This window comes from Tenacibaculum aiptasiae (assembly GCF_965221665.1).
Classification (GTDB): domain Bacteria; phylum Bacteroidota; class Bacteroidia; order Flavobacteriales; family Flavobacteriaceae; genus Polaribacter; species Polaribacter aiptasiae.
In genome coordinates this window covers 1565175-1580459 of sequence record NZ_CBDCSN010000002.1, presented here as the reverse complement: position 1 = coordinate 1580459, position 15285 = coordinate 1565175, and the positions used below count along the sequence as shown (strand labels likewise).

Annotated in this window: 9 protein-coding genes; 6 read left to right on the top strand and 3 right to left on the bottom strand. The window is 28.3% G+C overall.

The window, feature by feature from the left end; genetic code table 11:
* Positions 1-11: 11 nt before the first annotated feature.
* The 3 genes from ACOQN8_RS07545 to ACOQN8_RS07535 form a co-directional block, all read right to left on the bottom strand.
* On the bottom strand, positions 12-371 hold the full coding sequence (locus ACOQN8_RS07545) for a YraN family protein (protein ID WP_420552221.1): 360 nt from the start codon (positions 369-371) through the stop codon (positions 12-14).
* A 16-nt stretch (positions 372-387) separates the two neighbouring features.
* Positions 388-1470, bottom strand: coding sequence for a cytochrome-c peroxidase (locus tag ACOQN8_RS07540; protein WP_420552220.1), 1083 nt, complete (start codon positions 1468-1470; stop codon positions 388-390).
* A gap of 80 nt (positions 1471-1550) precedes the next feature.
* Positions 1551-2468, bottom strand: a complete 918-nt coding sequence (locus ACOQN8_RS07535; protein WP_420552219.1) for a S66 peptidase family protein — start codon at positions 2466-2468, stop codon at positions 1551-1553.
* Between the two features lie 184 nt (positions 2469-2652).
* On the opposite strand from ACOQN8_RS07535, the gene metG reads away from it, so the two are divergent.
* From metG to ACOQN8_RS07505, 6 genes are all read left to right on the top strand, one after another.
* Positions 2653-4713 carry a methionine--tRNA ligase gene (metG, locus tag ACOQN8_RS07530; protein WP_420552218.1) on the top strand — a complete coding sequence of 687 codons (2061 nt, stop codon included), beginning with the start codon at positions 2653-2655 and terminating at the stop codon, positions 4711-4713.
* A 155-nt stretch (positions 4714-4868) separates the two neighbouring features.
* Complete coding sequence (locus tag ACOQN8_RS07525; protein WP_420552217.1) at positions 4869-7367, top strand: hypothetical protein; 2499 nt, start codon at positions 4869-4871, stop codon at positions 7365-7367.
* A gap of 172 nt (positions 7368-7539) precedes the next feature.
* Positions 7540-9993 carry a hypothetical protein gene (locus ACOQN8_RS07520; protein ID WP_420552216.1) on the top strand — a complete coding sequence of 818 codons (2454 nt, stop codon included), beginning with the start codon at positions 7540-7542 and terminating at the stop codon, positions 9991-9993.
* 113 nt (positions 9994-10106) lie between these two features.
* Positions 10107-11543: a hypothetical protein gene (locus tag ACOQN8_RS07515; protein ID WP_420552215.1), complete on the top strand. Its 1437-nt coding sequence runs from the start codon at positions 10107-10109 to the stop codon at positions 11541-11543.
* Positions 11544-11557: 14 nt separating this feature from the next.
* Positions 11558-13141, top strand: coding sequence for a hypothetical protein (locus tag ACOQN8_RS07510; protein ID WP_420552214.1), 1584 nt, complete (start codon positions 11558-11560; stop codon positions 13139-13141).
* A 3-nt stretch (positions 13142-13144) separates the two neighbouring features.
* Complete coding sequence (locus ACOQN8_RS07505) at positions 13145-15274, top strand: Tex family protein (protein WP_420552213.1); 2130 nt, start codon at positions 13145-13147, stop codon at positions 15272-15274.
* Positions 15275-15285: the final 11 nt, after the last annotated feature.

Here is a 15285-nt window from a genome sequence, read left to right as displayed (position 1 = left end):
TGTTTTTATTTTTAAAAATGTAGGAAAGCATTTTCCAAGTGTTCTATTTTAAACTTTTCTTTTTCTTTAATTAATGCTATAACATCAAATCGTAACTCTACTTCTAATTCTCTTTCATTTATATAATTATCAGCCGCAGCCACTAATAATTTAACTTTTTTAGAACTTATAAAATCTTGTGGATTTCCAAAATAACTCGTTGATCTTGTTTTTACCTCAACAACTATTAATACTTCCTCTTTTTTTGCAATAATATCAATTTCTGCTTTTTGAAATCGATAGTTTTTTTCAAGAATTACATATCCTTTTTCTTGTAAATATTCAATAGCTAATTCTTCACCTTTTTTTCCAAGTTCATTATGTTCTGCCATTCTGTTAAGTTACAACTTATTTGAATGGATTTGAAAACTTTGGATTTTCTAACAAATTAGTATCTGTTAATGTTTTTAAAAATGCTATTAAATCTTGTTTATCCTGTTCTGTTAATTCCAGGCCTTTTTTACTAATACTTGCTAATGTTAAGTTTAAAGTAGGTGAATTTACCACTTCATTATTATAATGGTTTATAACTTCTTCTAATGTTTTAAACCTTCCGTCATGCATATAAGGTGCTGTTACCTCGATATTTCTTAAAGAAGGCACTTTAAATTTTGCTCTATCAAAAGAACTTTGAGTTACTTTCTCTCTTCCAATATCTTTAAAATTAACTTCTAAATCTAAGCCATTATTCATGTACTCATTGTTCTCAAAGTTAGCACCATTATGACATTGCGCACAATTAGCTCCAGAATTCTTTGGATTGTTTCCATCATAACCTTTAAAAAATAATATTCGACCTCTTTCTTCACTTATTGTTAATTTCTCTTCTTTTCTTAAATAGCGATCATATTTGCTTTGATTCGAAATAATTGAGTTCATAAACTGCTCTAATGCTAAAGAAATGGTTTCTGCAGATATTCCTCTACTAGGAAAAACCTTATTAAATAACAATTTATAGTCATTTTTCTTTTTAAGCTTTTCTATAACATTTTCTATTGTTTCATCCATTTCTAATTCATCTTCAATAGGCATTAAAGCCTGATCTCTTAATAAATGAGCTCTACCATCCCAAAAGAAATCGTTTGTATTCCATGCCATATTAAAAATAGCCATAGCTTGTCTTTTTCCTGGTAACTTTTTCACTCCAATAGAAAACCTTCTTTTATCTGAAAATGCATTCTTTTGCTGATGACAAGAAGCGCAGGAAATCGAATTATCTTTACTTAAACTTTTCTCATAAAAAAGCTTCCTACCTAAGGAAACTCCTTGCTCTGTTAGTTGATTATCTTCAGGAATGTTTGGTTGTGAAAAGCCAGTAAAATCTAGTTTATAAGGCAATAAAGTATATTCATCTACTTCTGTTTCATTTGAACATGAATAGAAAAAAACTAAAATAAAGGGTAATAAAATATATAATTCGCTCTTTTTCATTCTTTATTTGTTTACATAACAAAGTTCCTGAAAAAGCAAAAAAACGGTTTTGATTTAAATCAAAATGAAACGAAGTTTATTTAATTTGTAAAAGTGACTGAAGAACTGTTTTTATCAATATTTAACTTAACAATTCTTCCCATTATCAAAGCTCTATTGTCTGGTTCATGACCAGCAGGAAAACTAAACATAACAGGAATGTCTTTAGGAATCACATCTAAAATCAACTGTTCTATAGAACTCCCCCAAGGAGTTGTATTTCTTTTAATCTTAGTCATATCTCCAACAATAACTCCTTTCAATTTATTAAAATAACCTGCTCGTTTTAGACTTTGCAACATTCTATCAATAGCATACTTATATTCACCAATTTCTTCAATAAAAAGAATCTTTCCTTCTGTTGACATTTGACTATCTGAACCAAGCATAGAGGCTAAAATAGCAATGTTTCCTCCTATTATCTCACCTGACACTTCTCCTATTCTATTATATTTCGATGATTGTATAGTATAGTTTAATGTTTCTCCAAACAATGCTTTTCTCAACGTTTCAATAGTTTCTGGGATATCTTTTATTTCATCTTGCATACTTGTTCCCATCATACCATGTATTGTTTCAATTCCCAAGTTATGAATATGATTATGAAAAGCGGTAATATCAGAATAGCCTATTATCCATTTTGGGTTTTCTTTAAACTTAGTAAAATCCAACTTATCTAGAATTCTAACAGAACCGTACCCACCTCGAGCTGACCAAATTGCTTTTATATTAGGATTATTTAATGCATCTTGAATATCCTGACAACGTTCTTCATCTGTACCAGCAAAATGATGGTTTTGATTAAACATATGTTTACCATAAACCACTTTTAACCCCCAACTTTCTGCTAATTCTTTAGCTTTATCGATAATGTGTTTTCTGTTTTTCAAAATACCTGCCGGGGCTACTATTGCAATCGTATCTCCTTTTTGTAAATACGGTGGTTTTACTAACTTCATATGTTTAGTTTGTGAAAAAACTGATGAAATCATCAGCATAAAAAACAACAAGAATATTCTTTTTATCATAATCATGTCTTTTTTTCTTGATTCTAAAGTATAAAATCTATCAAATGTACCTATTTTATAACAGTATAAAAAATTGCTTTTTTGTACTTTTGCCCTTTAATTTTAGTAAAAAAACATGAGTACACCTAAAAGATATACAATTACAGCAGCATTACCTTATACAAACGGACCTATTCATATTGGTCATTTAGCAGGTGTTTATGTTCCTGGAGATATTTATGCACGTTATTTACGCCAAAGAGGTAAAGATGTAGCCTACATCTGTGGTTCAGATGAACACGGAGTAGCTATTCCAATGCGAGCAAAAAAAGAAGGTGTTACTCCTCAAGATATTATTGATAAATATCACGGAATTATTAAAAAGTCGTTTGAAGATTTTGGTATTTCGTTTGATAATTATTCTCGTACCTCAGCTGAAATTCATCATAAAACAGCTTCTGAATTCTTTATTAAGTTATACAACGATGGAGAATTTATTGAAGAAGTAACAGAGCAATTATACGATGCAGAAGCAGATCAATATTTAGCAGATCGTTTTGTAATTGGTACTTGTCCAAAGTGTGGAAATGAAGAAAGTTACGGAGATCAATGTGAAAAATGTGGTACAAGTCATAATGCTACCGACTTAATTAACCCAAAGTCAGCAATTACAGGAAATATTCCTACACTAAAAGAAACAAAACACTGGTTTTTACCTTTAGATAAACATGAAGCATTTTTACGCGAATGGATTTTAGAAGGTCATAAAAATGATTGGAAACCTAACGTTTTAGGACAATGTAAATCGTGGATTGATGATGGTTTACGTCCTCGTGCAGTAACACGTGATTTAGATTGGGGAATTCCAGTACCAGTTGAAGGAGCTGAAGGAAAAGTATTATATGTATGGTTTGATGCTCCTATTGGATATATCTCTGCTACTAAAGAATGGGCCGCAAGAGAAGGTAAAAACTGGGAAGATTATTGGAAAAAAGATGACACTAAACTAGTACATTTTATTGGGAAAGATAATATTGTATTTCACTGTCTTATTTTCCCTTCTATGCTAAAGGCTCATGGAGATTATATCTTACCTGAAAATGTACCTGCTAACGAATTTTTAAATTTAGAAGGAAATAAATTATCAACTTCTAAGAACTGGGCCGTTTGGTTACACGAATATTTAGAAGAATTCCCAGGCCAACAAGACGTGTTACGTTATACTTTAACAGCTAACGCACCTGAAAGTAAGGACAACGATTTTACTTGGAAAGACTTTCAAGCAAAAAACAATAACGAATTAGTAGCCATTTTTGGTAACTTTATTAATCGTGTAGTAGTATTAACTAACAAATACTACAATGGTATTGTTCCTACTCCAAACGATTTTTCAGAGGTTGATGAAGATACCTTAACAGCTTTAAAAGAATTCCCTAATATTATTGCCAAGTCTATTGAACGTTATCGTTTTAGAGAGGCTTCACAAGAGTTAATGAACTTAGCTCGTTTAGGAAATAAATATTTAGCTGACGAAGAACCTTGGAAGTTAATTAAAACTAATGAAGAGCGTGTTAAAACAATTATGCATGTTGCCTTACAAATAGCAACAGCTTTATCGGTATTATCAGAACCTTTCGTGCCTTTTACTTCGAAGAAGTTAAAATCGATATTAAAAACTGATGAAAACTTACAATGGAATGAAGTTTCTGAAAAAGAAGTTTTATTACCAGAAGGGCATCAAATACAAGAAGGTAAACCTGAGTTATTATTTGCTAAAATAGAAGATAAAACTATTGAAGAGCAATTAGCAAAATTAGAAGCAACTAAAAAAGCTAATGAAGCAGCAAATAAAGTAATAGAACCACAAAAAGATACTATAGAATTTGATGACTTCACAAAATTAGATATTCGTGTAGGTACTATTTTAGAAGCTGAAAAAGTAGCTAAAACTAAAAAATTATTAAAACTTACAGTAGATGTAGGTATTGATAAAAGAACTATTGTTTCTGGTATTGCTGAAAGCTTTAAACCAGAAGACATTATTGGTCAACAAGTATCTGTATTGTGTAATTTAGCACCAAGAAAATTACGTGGAGTGGTTAGTCAAGGAATGATTTTAATGACGGATACTCCAGATGGTAAGCTTGCTTTTGTACAACCTTCCGATAAGGTCAACAATGGAGAATTTATAGCTTAAAAACGAAAAATAAAAACAACCATCTATCTAACATCCAGTAGTTTAACTATTGGATGTTTTTTATTTATATTCTTCTTCTAAAAAAAGCTATTTTAATATTTTAATTATATTTTTTGTAGATTTATCGGTAATAATTGCTAAAAAAAACAAAACATATGAAAACAATACCCTTATTCCGCAAAAAATTATTGCTTAGTAATTTTTTTAAATTATTTTTAGCTTACAACTTCTTTTTTTTAATCTCACAATCTTACGCACAGCAAGAAACATCAAATCCGATAATTAAGAATTTTGAAAACTATGTTTCTAGTTACAGAGAAGTTGCATACTCTCAACTCAACAAATCAACCTATGTTAAAGGTGAAACATTAGGCTTTTGCAGTTATGTAATAGATAAAATCCAGAAAACACCTTCACTATCAACTAAAAATTTATACTGTGTAATTACTGACCAAAACAATAATGTTATAAAGAGTAAACTTCTTAGAACCAACAAAGGAATTACCTACAATACTTTTAATATTGACAGTCTTTTTTCTACAGGAAAATATACATTTAAAGCATATACAAACTGGATGAAAAACTATAATGAGCCTAATGCTTTCATTGAAACTTTTGAAGTGATTGATCCTGAAAAAACACCTTTTAGAGAAAGAGTAAAAGCATCTGATATATTAGATGCTCAATTTCTTCCAGAAGGTGGACATTTTGTAAATAATGTAAAAACAAATGTAGGTGTTACCATAAAAAATGATAATGGATATGGGGTTTCTGATTTAGAAGGTACTGTTTATGATTCAGCTGACAACCAAATAGTTTCTTTTAAAACTAATTTTCTAGGAATTGGTAAATTCTCATTAACTCCAAAAATAGAAGAAACTTATACGGTTAAAATTAATTATTTAGATAAAGAATATAAATATCTTATAAAAGAAATTAAAAATAAAGGAATTTCAATTCGCTTTAATCCTTCAAATACTAAAGTTGCTTTAGAATTAAACACTAACAATGAAACTTTAAAAGAAATAAAAGATCAACCTTTTAAACTAATAATTCATAATGGAAACATTATTAAAGAAGGAAACATTAGTTTTAATAGAACTAACTTAATTAAGGTATTTGATTATAATGATTTATTACCTGGAATAAATATTTTTACTCTTTTCGACGCTAATAACACCCCTGTTTTAGAACGTCTTTTCTTTAATTATAATGGTGTTAACACATTAAATTTAGAAAAAACTAATATCTCGAAAGCAGGAGATTCTTTACAAATAAGCATTCCGATTACTCAACTAACAAAAGAAGTAGATGACAAAGTACATTTAAGTATATCTGTCTTACCAAAAGGAACAAAGTCTTATCAAAAAAATCATAATATCATTTCCTATACATTTTTACAACCTTATGTCAAAGGTTATATAGAAAATGCAGGATATTATTTTACTAATATCAATAGAAAAAAGAAATACCATTTAGATAATTTATTACTTACGCAAGGATGGAGTAGTTACAATTGGAATACTATTTTTAACAAAAAAACACCAAATCGTTTTACTTTTGAAAAAGGTATTACTATTAAAGCAAATAGAAATACTCCAAACCATTCTACATTTTATATTTCTGCTTTAAATCTTCATAACCCTAGTATTATAAAATTACAAGAAGCTAAAAATAATTTCGTTGTAAATGGATTATTTCCAATTGGGAATGAAGCTTTAAGTTTAAGTGCATTTGATAAAAAAGGAACACTTGTAAAGCCTAACTTATATGTTCAATTTTACCCTAGAGTTATACCTAGGTTTAACCATTATCTAACTTCAATACTCCCCCCAAAACCTTCTACATATTCATTAGAAACAGAAGTAAAACCTTTTGAAGATTTTCAATTAAACTCAAATCAAAAACTAGATGAAGTTGTAATTAAAGCCAATTTAAGACAAAAAAGACTTGATAAAATTAGAGGTACTTCATTTGCAGTTTTTGACCCTAACGCATCAATAGGCACTGAAAATTTAACTTTAGCCCAATATATAAATTCATATATCCCCGCTTTTTCAGCAAAAGAGGTACATGGAATACTAACAATCACAAACCTTCGCGCTCAAAATATGAGCTTAACAGTTGAGAATAATGAAGATAGTCAACAAGAAGACAATAGAGAAACTCCTCAAATTAATAGAGGAGGTAGTAGTTTTATAAGCCCTAATTATCCTCTGCTCTTTTTAGACGATAATCAAACAAGTCCAGAGTTTTTAACCAATTTTAACATGGGGCAAGTAGATTATATTGTCTCAAACCCTTTTGGGTTTGGGTTAGGATTAAGAGGAGCTCAAGGTTCTATAAGAATTTATACCAAAAAAGGAATAGAATATAAAAGTCCGATTGAAAACTCTAGAAAGTTTAAATTCCCTATAACCTTCTCTAAGAATAAAAAATTCTATATACCTAAATACAACACTTATCATAATTCTTTTTATAAAGAATATGGGGTTATCGACTGGATTCCAAATGCTACTATAAATGATAGCGGAAAATTACAGTTTAAAATACACAATCCAGCCAATACTAACGTAACCCTTTTTATAGAAGGAATTACTCTAAATGGAAGATATATAGCAAGTAAAAAGGTTTTAAATCTTGTTGAAAACTAACAATAAAATAACTCAATTCTAATTTTATTAAGACCTCGTATTTATGCGAGGTCTTGTATTTTATAAGATTATTAAATAATAAAAGCTATAGTTTAAATTAAAAGTAAAATCCAATAACTTAGGCATGATTTTTGTTAATTTATCAGAAATAATTGCAAAAAATTCAACAAATATGAAAATCAACTATTTATTTTTCAAAAAATTGCTTAATCAATCTTTTAAACTACTTTTAATTTACAGCCTCTTTTTTTTAACCTCACAATCTTATGCACAACAAAAAACACTAAGTCCAATAATAAAAGACTTCAAAAACTATGCTTCTAATTATAGAGAAATTGCGTATTCTCAACTTAATAAATCAACCTATATCAAAGGAGAGATATTGGGATTCTGTAGTTACATAATCGATAAAGTCAAGAAAACACCTTCAGTATCAACTAAAAATTTATACTGTGTAATTACTGATGAAAACAACAATGTTGTTAAAAGTAAACTTCTTAAAGTTGATAAAGGAATCGCCTACAATACTTTTAATATAGATAGCCTTTTTTCTGAAGGGAAATATACTTTCAAAGCATATACAAACTGGATGAAAAACTTTAATGAACCTAATGCGTTTATTGAAACTTTTGAAGTGATTGATCCTGAAAAAACTGCCTTTGAAAAAAGAGTAATAGCCTCAGATATCATCGATGCTCAATTTCTTCCAGAAGGAGGTCATTTTGTAAATAATATAAAAACAAATGTGGGAGTTACTATAAAAAACGATAACGGATATGGTATTCCTAATTTAAAAGGTAAAATTTATAACTCTTCTAATCAATTGGTTACTGATTTTAAAACTAATTTTTTAGGAATAGGAAAATTCTCATTAACTCCAAAAACGGAAGAAACTTATACGGTTAAAGTTAATTATCAAGGTAAAGAGTATAAATACCTTATAAGAGAAATAAAAAGTAGAGGTATCTCAATTCGTCTTAATCCATCAAATACTAAAGTTGCTTTAGAATTAAATACTAACAGAGAAACTTTAAAAAAGATAAAAAAACAGCCTTTTAAATTAGTGATTCACAATGGAGATATTATTCAAAAAGGAAATATTAACTTTCAAAAAACAAGTTTAGTTAAGGTATTTGATTATAACGATTTGATGCCTGGTATTAATATTTTTACTCTTTTCGATGCTAATAATAATCCTGTATTAGAACGTCTTTTCTTTAACTACAAAGGTATTAATGCTTTGAGTTTAGAAAAGCCTAGCGTATCAAAAAGAGGAGATTCTTTACAAGTTAGTATTCCAGTTTCTGAAATAGTAAACCAAGCTAAAAGTAACATGCATTTAAGTGTTTCTGTACTACCTAAAGGAACAAAGTCTTATCAAAAAAACCATAACATTATTTCTTATACACACTTACAACCTTACGTAAAAGGTTATATAGAAAATGCTGGATATTATTTTACCAATATTGATAGGAAAAAGAAATATCATTTAGATAATTTATTACTTACACAAGGATGGAGTAGTTATAACTGGAATACTATTTTTAACAACAATATTCCTAATAGTTTTACTTTTGAAAATGGTATTGCTATTAAAGTAAATAGAAACAACCTAGACAACTCTACATTCTTTATTCCTTCTTCAAAACTTAATAATCCTAGTATTATTAAACTACAAGAAAACAGAAATGATTTTGTAGAAAATGGATTTTTCCCTGTTGATAATGAGCCTTTAAAATTAAGTGCATTGGATAAAAAAGGAACATTAGTAAAACCTAATTTATATGTTCAGTTTTACCCTAGGAGCATTCCTGAGTTTAATCATTATCTAACCTCAACTCTTTCTCCAAAATCTTCTACGTATTCTTTAGAAACTAATGTAAAACCTTTTGAATATTCTCAATTAAATAAAGATCAAGAATTAGATGAAGTTTTAATCAAAGCCAATTTAAGGCAAAAAAAACTTGATAAAATTGGAAATAGTTTTAATCAAGTATATGACCCTAATAAGGTAATAGGCAGCTCATATTTAACGTTAGCTCAATATATAAACGCTTATGTACCTTCTTTTACTGCAAGAGACGCCTCTAATGGACTAGTCGTACAAAATCTTCGCACTATGAATATGAGTCTATTATTAGAAAATGAGAATGGTGAAATAATAAATACCAATAGGAGACCTACTCCTCTTCTTTACTTAAATGATGTTCAAATAAGTGGTCAATTTCTATATTTCTTTTATATGAATCAAGTAGATTATATTGTTTCAAATCCATTAGGATTTGGAGAAGGATTTAGAGGAGCTGGTGGTATAATAAGAATTTACACAAAAAAAGGTGTTGAATATAAAAAACCAGTTGAAAATACTAGAGAATTTAAATTTCCATTGACCTTCTCTGATAATAAAAAATTCTACGTTCCTAAGTATAAAACCTACCATAACACTTTTTATAAAGAATATGGAGTTATCGACTGGATTCCTAATGCTAAAATAAATAATAACGGAGAATTACAATTTAAAATACACAACCCAGCTAATACTAATTTTACTCTTTTTATTGAAGGTATTACTCAAAACGGAAAGTATGTAGCTAATACAAAGGTTTTAAACATTGTTGAAAATTAATATTAGAACAGTCTAATTGTAATTTTTAGACTAAGCATTAAAAACAACATTTTAGTATATTCGCAACCTCACTTTTTTAGTGAGGTTTTTTTATAAATTCAACCATAAAAATCATGAAAAAAAATTGCTTAACTATCCTTTTAATGGGATTGATATCTTATTCCCTATTCGCTCAAACTGAAATTACTAGTTTTAAAAATCATTTAAAGAAAAACTCAACAGACATTAAAGATGTTATTCCTATTATAAATAGCGAAAACAATGAAGTAACTATTTTTATTGCCGATGCTAAGAATGTATATGGTTATAAACTAAACGATCAATTTAAAGTTAAAGGGGAAGTATCATCAATAACCAAGAAAAGAAAATATAAAGTATTATTAGGTAGTAGTATACAAAATAATAATTATAAAATATACTTAACAAACAAAGACAAAGATCAGTTTGCTTATATAGACTTCTCTTTTGACACTAAAGAAAATTCTATTCATGAATTTGCTTTGCCTTCTGGCCAAGAATTTATTCAAACCATATCATATAAAAATAAGTTTTACATCTTATCAGCCAGTAAAATAACAGGGAGTATTTTACTTAATTATTTTAACAATGATAACAGTTTACAATACCACATTATTGACACTACAAACCTTAGTTTTTTAAATAAAAATGGCAACGTAGTTTTAGCTACCAATTTACTTTTACCATTTGATCGTACTCCTATTAAGAAGTTTGAAAAAGATACACCTAATTCTATTGAAACTGTTTCTGAGGATAACAAAATATATTTAAGAGATAATAATATTGTATTTACCTTCGATAAAAACAAGGAGTTTACACAAGTATTAACTATAAATCTTGACTCTATAAAAGCCACAAAAAATAGTTTTAAAAAACCTTTAACTCATATAAAATCAGGAAGAAAAAAAACTAATTCTTTCATTTATGATGATAAAATAGTACTTATTGCTTCTACTAAGAATATCTTTTCTATGCATATAGTTGATTATAATACTGGAGAATTTTTAAAAGAGTATGCAGCTAGTAAAGATGAGGACATAACATTTAAAAACTCTCCTATTGTTCAAAAAGGAGGTTTTTATAATAATCATAGAGAACTCGAAAAAACTAAAAAATTTCTTCGAAAAATCACTTCCAATAAAATTGGTGTTTCTGTAATAAAAAATGAAGGAAATTATCATTTATCTATTGGAGGATATGTTAAACAAAGAGCTGCTGCACCAATGATGATGGGCGGATTTGGAGGAATTCCAATGGCTAGTTTTGGTAATGTATCATTATTTTTTAATCCAACTATGTTAGCTTATGATTCTTTCTCTAATACTAAATCAACACAAATAGAATGTCTATTTAATGATGATTTTGATCATATTAAAGATGCAAACCCTCAAGACAATATCTTTGATAAGATGAGAAATATTCCTAAAAGAGGTAAAACTGGAGTTACAGTTTTTAAATATAAAGATTATTTTGTCAGAGGTTCTTATGACCCTACAACTAAAATTTACTATTTAAGAAAATTTAGAAGGTAAAACTAGTATTTGTTATGAAAAGAATTATTTTCATTTTGATGATTTTGAACTTAACTTATGTTTATTCACAAAAACAAATTGGAAGTTTTAACCCTGAAATAGAAAACTCATCAAAAAACATTCAAAAATCATTTTCAATATTTAATAAATACACTGATAATATTTCAACATTCTTATTTAAAAAGAAAAGTATTTATGCCTATTTATTAAATAAAGATTTTCACAATAAAAAAAAGTTAGTTTTAAAAGGTCTAAAACCTAAATACAACGTAATTATTGGAAAATTATATGATCGAGAAAATAATTATACTCTTATTCTTTCTAATAATGAAAGAAGTAAATTTATTTTAGCTAAATTCTTATTTAACGCAAACAAAACAATTATAACTGAGAGTAATTTTGGGTTAAAAAACCTTCGGTTTCTTCAAAGTATTAATAAAGGAAATAAAGTTCATTTACTTTTTCTGAATGAAAAAAACTCAACCATAGTTTCTAGGAACTATCATAGTAATGGTAAAGCTACCTCAACCAAATTTAACTTTCAAAATGAAAAGTTTTTAATTACTGATATTAAAGAAATTTCTTTTAAAAAACTTCTAGTTGATTACACTAAACCTAACCATAGAGAGATTGAAAATATAGCCTATGAACTTACTAAAATTAATGAAATCCCATATAAAAATGAGATAGTTTATAAAAGCTTTTCTACAACGACTAAAAGAAATCAAACTTCACCTACTTCAATAGATCTTACTTCAAGATTAAGTAAGCTTTATGTTAACAATAACAATGTAATAATTACGCTAGATAAAAATAGATTCTACACACAAATATTAACATTAAATATAGATAAAGGCACTTACTCATTTCAAAAAATAAAAAAACCTTTATTCAGTGTGAAAAAAATGTATAAAAGATCTAATTCTTTTATTCACAATGATCTATTATTTCAAGTAGCAGTATCAAAAAACATATTGACGTTTACTATTTATGATATCAAAAAAGAACAATTATTAAAAGAAATAACAGCTAAATCAAACAACCCAATTAATTTTAAAAATACACCTATCCTTCAAGAAGGAGGTGCTTTTGAAAAGCACCGAGATTTAGAAAAAACAAATAAATTTTTAAGAAAGATTTCTCAAAGTAACATTGGTATTGGTGTAATGAAAAATAAAAATAGCTATGAAATAGTTATTGGAAGCTCTAAATTAGCAAGCAAAGGGATTAATACAATTTCTACGATTTTAGGAGCCGCATTAATGTCTGGAGCTCCAAATTTTATAGATACTAATAACTTTTCTCAAGTAAGTTTTAATTCTTATACTAGTTATTTAACAACAAAATCTGTTCGTATTCATTGTCTTTTTGATGAAAACTTTAATCATTTGTCAGGTACTATTGAAAAAAATTTATATGATAAAATTACTAGTTTTATAAAACCAATATTATCTAACGAGAAAGATGGTATATATGAAAACGTGCAACAAAAAATAGAAGTTCCTATAGCTTTTGATGTTTTTAAAACCAACAACTCAACTATTCTTGGATCTTATTTACCTTTAACAAAAAAGTATTCTTACTATAAATTCAATTAATTTATGCAACTTATATCCTACATAACTTCACGCAGTCAAATCTCACAAAAATCAATTCAAAATACTATCGAATTATTAAATGAGGATTGTACCGTTCCTTTTATTGCACGTTATCGTAAAGAAAAAACAGGGAATTTGGATGAAGTTGAAATTGGACTAATAGTTCAATTAAAAGAACAGTTTGAAGCTCTTGAAAAAAGGAAAACAGCTATTCTAAAGGCTATTGAAGATCAAGATCTTTTAACTCAAGAACTAAGAGATAAAATAGATAAAATAGAAGACCTTACTTCTTTAGAAGATTTATATCTCCCATATAAAAAGAAACGTAAAACAAAAGCTGAAACTGCTCGTAAAAATGGCTTAGAACCATTGGCTAAAATGATTATGAGTCAAAGAGTAAATGACTTAGAATATACAGCTTCTAAATATATTAATAATGATGTAGATTCAGAAGAAAAGGCATTAGAAGGAGCTCGTCATATTATCGCTGAATGGGTTAATGAACGTACAGATATTAGAAATAATATTAGATATCAACTAGAACGTTTTGCTACTATTATTACAAAAGTTGTTAAAACTAAAAAAGACGAAGAAGCTGCTCAAAAATTTAAAGACTATTTCGATTGGGAAGAAAATTTAAGTCGTATTCCTTCACATCGTTTGTTAGCAATCTTAAGAGCTGAAAAAGAAGGCTTCATTCGAGTAAAAATTGAAATAGATAACGAACGAGCACTTCAAAAAATGGAGGATAGAATTATCCGTTCACATAACGAATGTGCCGATCAAATTGAGTTGGCCATAGCTGATGCTTACAAACGTTTACTTTTGCCCTCTCTAAGTACAGAAGCTCTTAATTTAGCAAAAGAAAAAGCAGATGAAAGTGCTATAAAAGTATTTGCTAAAAACTTACAACAACTTTTATTAGGGGCTCCATTAGGTGAAAAACGCATATTAGCTATCGATCCAGGTTTTAGAACTGGTTGTAAAGTAGTTTGTTTAGATGCTCAAGGTAATTTATTGCATAACGAAACAATATTTCCTCATGCGCCTCAACGTCAAACAACTGAAGCTATTAAAAAAATCAGCTCATTAACGGATGCGTATAAGATTGAAGCAATTGCTATCGGGAATGGAACAGCCTCTAGAGAAACAGAACAGCTTGTAAAACGAATTCACTTTAAAAAGTCTATAGAAATTTTTGTTGTCAGCGAAGCAGGAGCCTCTATTTACTCAGCTTCAAAAATTGCTCGTGATGAATTTCCAAATTATGATGTAACAGTCCGTGGAGCAATATCAATTGGCCGTAGATTAGCCGACCCCTTAGCAGAATTGGTTAAAATCGATGCAAAGTCTATTGGTGTAGGACAATACCAACATGATGTAGAGCAGTCAAACTTAAAAAAATCATTAGACACAGTTGTTGAACATTGTGTTAATAAAGTTGGTGTAAATATAAATACAGCAAGCGCTCCTTTATTAAGTTATGTCTCTGGTATAGGACCTAAATTAGCAGAAAACATTGTTAATTACAGAAATGAACACGGAGCTTTTGCAAATAGAACCGCTATTAAAAAAGTACCTCGATTAGGAGGAAAAGCTTTTGAACAATCAGCCGGTTTTTTACGTATTAAAAATAGCGATAATCCATTAGATGACTCAGCAGTTCATCCTGAACGATACACTTTAGTAAAACAAATGGCTAAAGATTCAGGTAATAAAGTAGTTGATTTAATAGGAAATACTCTCGCTTTAAAACAATTAAAATTACAACAATATGTTACAGAATCTTACGGACTACCTACCCTACAAGATATAGTAAAGGAATTAGAAAAACCTGGTTTAGATCCAAGAGAAAAAGCAAAAGCTTTTAGTTTTAACGAGCATATAAAAACTATTGATGATATTAAAACAGGTATGATACTCCCAGGAATTGTAAATAATATAACCAACTTTGGATGCTTTGTAGATATAGGTATTAAAGAAAGTGGATTAGTACACGTATCTAACCTTGCTAATACTTTTGTTAAGGATGTAAATGAATATGTAAGTTTACATCAACATGTAGAAGTAAAAGTATTAGAAGTTGATATTATTAGAAAACGAGTACAACTTAGTATGGCTTTTAACAAGTAAAACAAAAGTTT